Source organism: Streptomyces sp. NPDC005899 (assembly GCF_040629645.1).
Taxonomy (GTDB): Bacteria; Actinomycetota; Actinomycetes; order Streptomycetales; family Streptomycetaceae; genus Streptomyces.
The window spans coordinates 1-9,299 of record NZ_JBEXWB010000259.1; the positions used below are offsets into that span (position 1 = coordinate 1).

Consider the following 9,299-nt stretch of genomic DNA (forward strand, 5'->3'; position numbering starts at 1 on the left):
GCGGCCGGCGCTACTGCGACGAGGACATCTTCCTGTCGTCCCGGCTGCGCGGGACCTTCGACATCGCGCTCTGCCACCCCCGGGACGCGGCGGCACTCATGGACGGCTTCGACGCGGTCCTCGTACGCAACAGCGGCCCGGTCCTGCACTACCAGGAGGCGTACGACGCCTTCCGGGCCCGGGCGCTAAGGACGGGCGCCCGCGTACACAACACGCTCGACGGCCTCGGGGACATGGCGGGCAAGCAGTACCTGGTCGACCTCAGCCGCGCCGGCTTCCCGGTGATCCCGACCGTGGACCGCGCGGCCGACCTGGGGCTCCTGCCGCCGTCGGCCGGATACGTGGTCAAGCCCAAGCTGGGCGCGGACTCGGTGGGCCTGCGTTTCACCGACGAGCCCGAACTGCCGCGGGACTCCGACGGCACGCTGCTCGTCCAGCCCCGTATCGACTTCCGCTACGAGGTCTCGTTCTACTTCGTCGACCACGACTTCCAATACGCCCTGCACGCACCGCACCCGGAGAGGCGCTGGGTCCTGGAACCGTACGGGCCGAGTGCCGGGGACCTGGAGTTCGCGCGCGGCTTCGTCGAGTGGAACACTCTGACGCACGGTGTCCAGCGGGTCGACGCCTGCCGGACCCAGGACGGCGAGCTGCTGCTCGTCGAGCTGGAGGACCTCAATCCGTACCTGTCGCTCGACCGGGTACCCGAAGCCGCCCGCGAGGCGTTCGTCGCCCGGCTGGCCGCGTCCGTGAGGGAGTTGCTGGCCTGACCCGTCCGGGCGCACCCGCATGCGCCCTGCCGGGGCCGGTGTGAGGGTGCAGGGGTGACCACTGCCAGCGAGACCGCACCCGCCCCGCAGGGTGCCACCGCGCCACCCGTGCTCGACCCCCGCCGCCGCAACATCGTCTTCGCGACGATCGTGCTCGGCATCCTGCTGGCGGCACTGGACCAGACGATCGTGGGGACGGCGCTGCCCACCATCGTCTCGGACCTCGGCGGCGCGGAACACATGTCGTGGGTCGTCACGGCCTACCTGCTGGCGGAGACGGTGGCGACGGTCCTGGTCGGGAAGTTCGGCGACCTGTTCGGCCGGAAACTGATCTTCCAGATCTCGGCGATCGTCTTCATCACCGGCTCGTTCCTCTGCGGTCTCGCCTCGAACATGCTGCTGCTCATCATCTGGCGGGGCGTGCAGGGTGTCGGGGCGGGCGGCCTCATGGTCACCTCGATGGCGCTGATCGCCGACGTGATCCCGCTGCGCGACCGGGGCAAGTACCAGGGTGCGATCGGCGCGGTCTTCGGTGTGGCCACCGTGGTCGGCCCACTGCTGGGCGGGCTGTTCACCGACCACCTGACCTGGCGCTGGGCCTTCTACGTCAATGTGCCGATCGCGATCGTGGTCGTCATCGCGGCGGCCCGCACGATTCCCTCCGTCCGGGCGGCGGGGAGGCCCGTCATCGACTACCTGGGCATCGCGCTGGTCGCGGCGGGCGCCGGCGCGCTGATCCTGGCCACGAGCTGGGGCGGCAACGAATACGCCTGGGGGTCGCCGGTCGTCATCGGCCTGTTCGCCGGTGGCCTCGCCGCGCTGGCACTGTTCTGCGTGGTGGAGGTGCGGGCGAAGGAACCCATGCTTCCGATGCGCCTGTTCCGCAACCCGGTGTTCGCGGTCTGCTCCGTCCTCAGCTTCGTCGTGGGCTTCGCGATGCTCGGCGCGATGATCTACCTGCCCACGTACCTGCAGTACGTGGACGGCGACTCGGCCACCGTCTCGGGGGTGCGCACCCTGCCGCTGGTCATCGGTCTGCTGGCCGCCTCGATCTTCAGCGGCAACGTGGTGAGCAGGACGGGTCACTACCGCGTCTTCCCGATGGTCGGATCGCTCGTGATGGCCGCCGGGCTCTACCTCCTGTCCCGGATGGGCCCGGACAGCGGGGTCTGGCGGGAGTCGCTGTACATGCTGGTGCTGGGCGTCGGCATCGGCCTGTCGATGCAGGTCCTGACGATCGCCGTGCAGAACACGGTCGACTACGCGGACCTGGGCACCGCCACGTCCGGAGTGACGTTCTTCCGGACGCTCGGCAGCTCGTTCGGCACGGCGGTGTTCGGCACGATCTACGCCAACACGCTCCGCACCGAACTGACGCAGGGCATCGAGCGGGCGGCCCGGGCGGGCGGCGACCCCGCGACCCTCGCCCGGGTCGCGGAGAGCCCGCAGGCCGTGCACTCCCTGCCCGCCGCGCAGACCGCGCCTCTGGCCCAGGCCTACGCGGACACGCTGCACACGGTGTTCCTGTGGACGGTGCCGGTGGCCCTGCTGGGTTTCGCCGTCTCCCTCTTCCTCAAACAGGTCGAACTCCGAGACAGCGCCCGGGCCGGCTCGACCGACATGGGCGAGGGCTTCGCCCAGCCCGGCGCCGGCGACTCGGCCAAGCTGCTCGAAGCACGCCTGGCCAGGGTGCTGCACGGCGCCCGCTCCGACACGGCCCGGCGGATCGTCGCCGGGTCCGACACACGGCTGGACATGGCCGGCGCCTGGGCGGTGATGCAGGTCGACCTGTTCACCCGGATGGTCGGCCACGCCGGACTCAATCTGATCGCCGCGCGCCACCGTGTTCCGCCGGAGGTGCTCGTGCCCGTCTTCGACCGGATGATCGAGGAGGGCTACCTCACCGGTGACGCCCGTCTCTTCGCCCACACGGCGGCGGGACGGCGCGAGGCGGCGACGATCACCTCCGCGTGGAGCCACTGGCTCGACGAACGCCTCGCCGAGGACGGCGCCCGGCCCGGCGACCGGCAGCTGCGGGCCGCCGTGGACGTCATCGCCAAGAGGCTCCTCGCGGAGGACCTGGCAGACGAGCTGGCCCCGGCGCCCCGGGAGAAGGCCGCCGTACGGGGGTCGTCGCCGCACCCGTGACCCGGCGCTCCCGTCCGGGCGGACGGCGGGGCCGGTGAGGCCGGGGCTGCGCCCGTGGAGCGGGAACGGTGAGCCGCGCACGGCCTCAGTCGACGAACACCGCTTCCGCGTAGACCCAGGCACCCTCGTGGCGCGCGAAACGGCTCTGCTCGTGCAGCGCGTCGGGGCGGCCGTCGTCGGTGTAGTGCGCGCGGAAGGTGACCGTGCCGGTGGTGTGGAACGCGCTCCCCTCGGTGGTGTCCAGGATCTCCAGGCGCACCCAGCGCATCGCGGGGTCGAAGTCGACGGACGGCGGCCTGGCCGCGGGGTGCCAGGTGCGCAGCAGGTAGGACGCGTCCCGGACGACGAAGGCGGAGTACCGGGAACGCATCAGCGCCTCGCACGTCGGGGCGGCGGCACCGGCGTGGAACCGGCCGCAGCACTCCCCGTAGGCGGCCGGGAGCCCGCACGGGCAGGGCGAGGCCGGGGTGGTCCGCGGCGGGTTCGTGGCCGGCCGGTGCGGGCGTGAGGTGCGTCGTGACATGTCTCCATTGTGACCCGGGGCCCGGATCGCCCGGCGGGCCGGGGAGCACCGCCGGTGGCACTCACCCGGTACGGCGGTGGACACGGTGCCGGCGGCCCGGCCGGCCGGTGCGGTGTGGCGGCCGGGGCGGTCACCCCCGCACTCTCCGCCGGCGCTCCGCGCGGTCGCGCGCGGTCACGTGGTCCAGGACCACGGACCGAGCCGAACGCGCGGGTGGCACAACGGGGTTGACACCGGGATCGGACCCGGGTCAGAGTCCCGGCGATGGAGATCACCGGACTCACCCCCGCCGAGCGCCGCGTGTGGGAGGCGTTCCCGCGCGGCACGCTCGTCGACTTCCGCACCGGGGCCGCGGACGAGGACGATCCGGAGGCCGGAGCGGGCTGGGGAGCCGGACGCACCGTGCGCGCCGAGGTGCTGCGGGCGCTGCTGCTCGGCGGACGGCAGGACGAGGGGGAGATTCCGGCGCTGCGCCTGATGGGCGCGCGGATCTCCGGCGCTCTGCGGCTGCGGTACGCGGTCGCCGAGTGCGCGGTGCTGCTGGCGGGCTGCCACTTCGACGAGGCTCCGAATCTGTACGGATCCCAGGTGCGGCAGCTGAACCTGAGCGGCTCCGTGCTGCCGGGGCTGGAGGCCGCGACCCTGGGCGTCGAGGGGGTGCTGCGTCTCACGGACTGCCGGATCGCCGGTCCCGTGCGGCTGGGGGGCGCCCGGATCAGCCGTGCGCTGTTCTTCGACCGGGCCAGGATCGGGGTGGACGCGGACGGTTCGACGGCGCCCCGCTCCGACGAGGGCCCCGTACTCCAGCTGAGCCAGTTGTCCACCGGGGACGACCTGTGGTGGCCCCGGCTGCTCGTGCACGGTGAGGTGAACCTCAGCGGCGCCCAGGTCACCGGCCAGATCATGCTGGAGGACGCGGAACTGCTGCACCACGGCGCGACGGCCTTCCAGGGTCGGGCAGGAGAAGGCGTACGCCCCGCAGGGCTGGTACCAGTGGCTGTCCTACGTGCTGATCGTGACCGGGTGGCTGCTCGCGACCACCATCGCCGCGGGGATCACCCGGTCGGTCAACCGGCAGTGACGCGGCGGCGGCGGTCAGGGCTTGCGGGCCACGCCCGCGTATCCGGGGATCGGATCGTCGCCCGGTACCTCGATGACCTCACCGAGCTCGGGCCGCCAGTCCGCGGAGAGGGAGACGCCCGGCTCGACGATCTCCAGCCCGTGGAAGAAGGCGGTCAGCTCCGCGCGCGAGCGGGGCCGCAGCGTCATCCCCCGCGCCTCGTACATGGCCCGGGCCTTCGCCGCCCCCTCGGGGTCGAAGTCGCCCGTGGTGTGCGAGAGCACGAGGTAGCTCCCGGAGGGGAGCTGCGCCACGAGCCGGTCGACGAGTTCGGCCGCACCGTCCTCGTCGTCGATGAAGTGCAGCAGGGCGAGCAGGGACAGGGCGACGGGCCTGCCGAAGTCGAGGACCTTGCCGGCCGCCTCGAGGATGGTCTCGGGCCGGCGGGCGTCGGCCTGGATGTACTCGGTCGCCCCCTCGGGGGTGGAGCGCAGCAGGGCGGCGGCGTGTGCGAGCACGATGGGGTCGTTGTCGCAGTAGACGATCCGCGCGTCCGGGGCCGCCTGCTGGGCTATCTGGTGCAGGTTGGGCTCGGTGGGGATGCCCGAGCCGATGTCGAGGAACTGCCGCACGCCGTTCTCGGCGAGCCAGCGGGTCGCCCGGTGCATGAAGGCCCGGTTGACCCGGGCCATGTCACGGCCGCGGGAGTCGAGGGCGAGCAGTTGCCGGGCCATCTGCTCGTCGATCGGGTAGTTGTCCTTGCCGCCGAGGAACCAGTCGTACATCCGCGCGGGATGCGGCCTGCTGGTGTCGATCTCGACGGCGTGGTGTTCCTGCCCGGTCATGACGCGCTCCGTTGGTCGGCGGACTCGGCGAGGGATCCAACCGGTAGGGGGTGGCTGGATGTCAGGTGAGGAGGAAGTCGGCCTGGCCGGCCTTGGCGCCCTGGATGAACGCGGCTATCTCGCCGTGGGAGTAGATGAGGGCGGGCCCGTCCGGGTCCGCGGACTGACGGACCGCCACCCTGCCGTCGGCCAGCTTCATGGCCTCGACGCAGTTCCCGCCGTTACCACCGCTCCACGGCTTGTACCAGCCTTCGGTGCCGAGATCGGCGGCCGGCATGCCGTTGTATATGTGGTTCATCACAGCTCCTTGCGGAAGTCCCTGAGGATTTCCTTCGTGCGTTGTGCAGTTGCGGCCTGAGCCGCCATGCGGTCCATGACCTCGAGGTAGGAGGCCACCTCGGGGCGCGCGTCGAAGTAGACGGCGCCGGTCAGGTACTCGCTGTAGACCATGTCGGGCAGTTCCGGGACGGCGAAGCGGAAGAGGACGAACGGGCCGTAGGTGCCCGGGTGGTGGCCGGTGGAGAACTCCGCGATCTGCAACGTCACGTGCGGCAGGGCGGTCGCCTCCAGGAGGCGGTCGATCTGGGCCCGCATGACGTCGGGGCTGCCGACGGGACGGCGCAGGACCGTCTCGTCCATGACCACCCACAGCTTCGGCGCGTCCGGCTTGGTCAGGAGCGACTGCCGCCGCATCCGGAGCGCCACGTGGCGCTCGATGTCCTCGGGCCTGGTCTGGCCGACCGCCCCGGTGCGCAGCACGGAGCGGGCGTAGTCCTCGGTCTGGAGCAGGCCGGGGACGAAGTGCGGCTCGTACATGCGCAGGAGGCTCGCGGCGCCCTCCAGGCTGACGTACATGCTGAACCAGTCGGGCAGCACGTCGTGGAAGCGCTGCCACCAGCCCGGCTTGTTCGCCTCCTCGGCGAGTTCGACGAAGGCCTCGGCCTCGTCGTCCGCGATGCCGTAGGCCTTCAGGAGGAGCTGGACATAGGGGATCTTGAGCCCGACCTCGGCGGTCTCCATCCTGCGTATCGTCCCCGGGGCGACACGGAGGACTTTGGCGGCCTGGTCGCGGCCCATGCCGACGCGCTCCCGCAGATCCTGCAGACGCTTGCCGAGGACGACCTGACCCACGGTCGGGGCGGACCGCGGTTCGCTCACTTCAGACCTCCCGATGCGCTGTTGCGAGCAGTGTGCCATGTGCGTCGCCCCAAGGACACAGCCACTCTGGATATTTCAGAGTGCCTCTTGCCAAGTGGGCGCGTCAGGTGGAGAGTTGGTACGTGAACCAGTTCACGTTCTCGTACCCGCTCCATCTCGGCCCCCGGTGCGTCACGTGACACAGCCCCCACTGTGAGGATTCGGTCGTGGCACCTGGCAGTGCGCTCATCTCCCGGCTCGCGGATCTCAGCCCCGGGACGGAGGCGCTCCGTTACTGCTTCGCGCTGCCGGCGCAGCCCGAGTCGGTGGCCGGTGCCCGGCAGCTGACGCGGGCACGGCTGGCCCAGTGGCGGCTCGGCGGTGACACGCACGACGCGGCGGTCCTGATCGTCTCCGAGCTCGTCACCAACGCGGTGGTGCACACCGGGAGCACCCGGGTGCTGTGCGAACTCCGCTGCGACGGCGGGCGCCTGCGCGTCTCCGTGCAGGACCAGGGGCACCAGCCGGGCGGGCCCCGGCTGTCGCGCACGGCCGACGACGAACACGGGCGCGGGCTGCTGCTCGTCGACTCCATGAGCTCCGCCTGGGGGTCCCACGACGCCGGGGACTCCTCGGGACGCATCGTGTGGGCGGAGCTGCCGTTCGGCGGGGAGCGGGCGTGCTGAGGAACGCCCTGTCCCAGATGTTCGGCACCCGCCGTGGCCGGCCCGGCGAGGACACGGCCGGCCGGGGGCGGGTCCGGCTGCCCCTGCCGGCCGCGCTGTCGGCGAGTCTCGGGTGCGACGCCGTGGGCGTCCCCGCGCGGTACGGCTTCCGGCTCATGTCCCACCTGCCGCGGGCCGGCTGCGTCTTCGCGGACGCCGACCGGTGGTGGTGGATCGTGCCCTCGGGCTCGGACCTCGACCTGGACTGGCCGGCGCAGGTCTCCTACGCCACCGGCGCGTACGTCCCCGCCGGGCGTCCCAAGCTGATCCACGTACCGGACAGCCGCACGCCCTACACGCCGCCCATTCCGCTCTTCCTCATGGTGTGCCAGCTCACCGGGGTGACGCCCTCCTGGGGCCCGGCAGGCCGGGCCCGGGCGGTGTCCTCCGCCCCCTGACGGCCCGCGCGGGCGCACGCCCGCGGGCGCCCGGGATCACGGCCGGTCGAGGTAGGCGAGCCCCGGGTGCACCCGTGTGTAGCCGTCGACCAGCCGCCGGGCCACCGACACGGAGTCCACCAGCGGGTGCAGGGCGAACGCCCGTACCGCCGCCGCCCGGGAGCCGCTGTCCGCCGCGTCGAGCACGGCGCGTTCCACCGCCTTGACCGCGGTGACCAGCCCGACCGCGTGGTACGGAAGCGGGTCCACGGCGACGGGACGGGCCCCGTTCGCGTCGACCAGGCACGGCACCTCGATGACCGCGTCGTCGTCGAGCGCCGCAAGGGTGCCCCGGTTGCGGACGTTCAGGATCAGGGAGGTCCGTTCGTCGCGGGAGACGGCCCGCATCAGCCTGAGCGCCACCTGCTCGTACCCCCCGGAGGCGAGATCGCTCTCCTCGCGCTCCCCGGCTCCGGCCGCCTCCCGGTTCTCCGCCATGTACGTCGCCTCGCGTTCGGCGCGGGTGCGGTCCCAGGTGGCGAGCGCGGGAGCCGCCGGGTCCTTCATCCGGGCGTAGAACCCCTCCTGCTGGTCGCGGAGGAAGGCGCCTCGGGTCTGCCCCGCCTCCTGGTAGGCGCGGACGGCCTCGCGGTTGAAGTAGTAGTAGTGCAGGTACTCGTTGGGGATCGCGCCCAGCGACCGCAGCCAGTCCGCACCGAACAGGCGGCCCTCCTCGAAGGACCCGAGCAGCGCCGGATCTCCGAGCAGGCGCGGGAGTTCGTCGCGGCCGTCGACGCGCAGGCCGCGGACCCAGCCGAGGTGGTTGAGCCCCACGTAGTCGATCCAGGCCCGGTCGGGGTCGGCTCCCAGGACCCGGGCGATCCGCCGGCCGAGCCCCACCGGGGAGTCGCAGATCCCGATGACCCGGTCCCCCAGGTACCGGGACATGGCCTCGGTGACCAGGCCGGCCGGATTGGTGAAATTGATGACCCACGCGGCGGGGGCGAGCCGGGCGACGCGCCGGGCGAGCTCGGCCGCCACGGGCACGGTGCGCAGCCCGAAGGCGATGCCGCCCGCGCCCACGGTCTCCTGGCCGAGGACACCCTCGTCCAGCGCCACGCGTTCGTCGGCGGCCCGGCCTTCCAGGCCGCCGACGCGGATGGCGGAGAACACGAAGTCCGCTCCGCGCAACGCCTCGTCGAGGTCGCCGGTGGCGGCGACGGCGGGCGCGTCGGGGACACCGCGGGCCTGTTCCTCCAGGACCCGGGCGACGGCGGTGAGCCGGTCCGCGTCCGTGTCGTACAGGGTCACCCGGGAGACGCGGCCTTCGGCGTGATCTCCGAGCAGTGCCCCGTACACGAGAGGGACCCGGAATCCGCCGCCGCCAAGAATCGTGAGCTTCACGCTGCCCGATGGTACGGGGGCGGCGGCGGACCGTCCCGGCGGTGCGGGACGCCGCCCGGGGCCCCGCAGGTCAGGGGACCTGGGCGGCCTGCCGTGTCAGTGGCCGTTCCACCAGCGTGCCACGGCCTGCCAGACGCGTCCCGGCGCGCTGCGCTGCGCCGGGACGGTGGCCGTCGTCCCGGGCTCGGCGGTCCGCGCTCCGGTGGGCGCCTCCTCCTGCCGCGGTCCGGCGCCGGGGGCGTGGGGGGGGGGGGGGGGGGCGGGCGCGCGGGGGGGGGGCGGCGGCGGGGCGGGGGGGGCGCGCCCCCCC

At 72.8% G+C, this 9,299-nt stretch carries 9 protein-coding genes; 4 read left to right on the top strand and 5 right to left on the bottom strand.

Annotated elements, in window-relative coordinates:
* A partial coding sequence (locus ABZ371_RS23975) for a hypothetical protein (protein ID WP_358683104.1) occupies window positions 1–770 on the top strand: 770 nt, incomplete at its 5' end.
* Window positions 771–824: 54 nt separating this feature from the next.
* Window positions 825–2,918 (top strand): MDR family MFS transporter, encoded by a 2,094-nt coding sequence (locus ABZ371_RS23980; protein ID WP_358683106.1) that lies wholly within the window; start codon window positions 825–827, stop codon window positions 2,916–2,918.
* Between the two features lie 85 nt (window positions 2,919–3,003).
* Here ABZ371_RS23980 and ABZ371_RS23985 read toward each other — a convergent pair whose 3' ends face one another.
* The 4 genes from ABZ371_RS23985 to ABZ371_RS24000 all read right to left on the bottom strand — a co-directional run bounded on the left by ABZ371_RS23985 (window position 3,004) and on the right by ABZ371_RS24000 (window position 6,504).
* A complete protein-coding gene (locus ABZ371_RS23985) occupies window positions 3,004–3,441 on the bottom strand; it encodes a YchJ family metal-binding protein (protein ID WP_358683108.1) in 438 nt (145 codons plus the stop codon).
* Window positions 3,442–4,536: 1,095 nt separating this feature from the next.
* Window positions 4,537–5,346 carry an SAM-dependent methyltransferase gene (locus ABZ371_RS23990; RefSeq protein WP_358683110.1) on the bottom strand — a complete coding sequence of 270 codons (810 nt, stop codon included), beginning with the start codon at window positions 5,344–5,346 and terminating at the stop codon, window positions 4,537–4,539.
* A gap of 61 nt (window positions 5,347–5,407) precedes the next feature.
* A complete protein-coding gene (locus tag ABZ371_RS23995; RefSeq protein ID WP_358683112.1) occupies window positions 5,408–5,644 on the bottom strand; it encodes a DUF397 domain-containing protein in 237 nt (78 codons plus the stop codon).
* The gene (locus tag ABZ371_RS24000) at window positions 5,644–6,504 is read right to left on the bottom strand and encodes a helix-turn-helix transcriptional regulator (RefSeq protein WP_358683114.1); all 861 of its coding nucleotides are present in this window, start codon (window positions 6,502–6,504) and stop codon (window positions 5,644–5,646) included. The genes ABZ371_RS23995 and ABZ371_RS24000 overlap by 1 nt, the downstream gene beginning before the upstream one ends.
* 206 nt (window positions 6,505–6,710) lie before the next feature.
* Between ABZ371_RS24000 and ABZ371_RS24005 the strand changes: the two genes are divergently transcribed.
* Entirely contained in the window at window positions 6,711–7,169 is a 459-nt protein-coding gene (locus ABZ371_RS24005; protein WP_358683116.1) for an ATP-binding protein, read from the top strand.
* Window positions 7,163–7,606 carry a hypothetical protein gene (locus ABZ371_RS24010; protein ID WP_358683118.1) on the top strand — a complete coding sequence of 148 codons (444 nt, stop codon included), beginning with the start codon at window positions 7,163–7,165 and terminating at the stop codon, window positions 7,604–7,606. Before ABZ371_RS24005 ends, ABZ371_RS24010 begins: the two co-directional genes overlap by 7 nt.
* A gap of 36 nt (window positions 7,607–7,642) precedes the next feature.
* Here the strand turns inward: ABZ371_RS24010 and ABZ371_RS24015 are convergent, their stop codons facing one another.
* Window positions 7,643–8,989: a 6-phospho-beta-glucosidase gene (locus ABZ371_RS24015; RefSeq protein ID WP_358683120.1), complete on the bottom strand. Its 1,347-nt coding sequence runs from the start codon at window positions 8,987–8,989 to the stop codon at window positions 7,643–7,645.
* Window positions 8,990–9,299: the final 310 nt, after the last annotated feature.

Excerpts from the sequence above, each read along its gene's own strand:
- ABZ371_RS23985 (WP_358683108.1), bottom strand. The coding sequence starts at position 3,441 with ATGTCACGACGCACCTCACGCCCGCACCGGCCGGCCACGAACCCGCCG.
- ABZ371_RS23990 (WP_358683110.1), bottom strand. The coding sequence starts at position 5,346 with ATGACCGGGCAGGAACACCACGCCGTCGAGATCGACACCAGCAGGCCG.
- ABZ371_RS23995 (WP_358683112.1), bottom strand. The coding sequence starts at position 5,644 with ATGAACCACATATACAACGGCATGCCGGCCGCCGATCTCGGCACCGAA.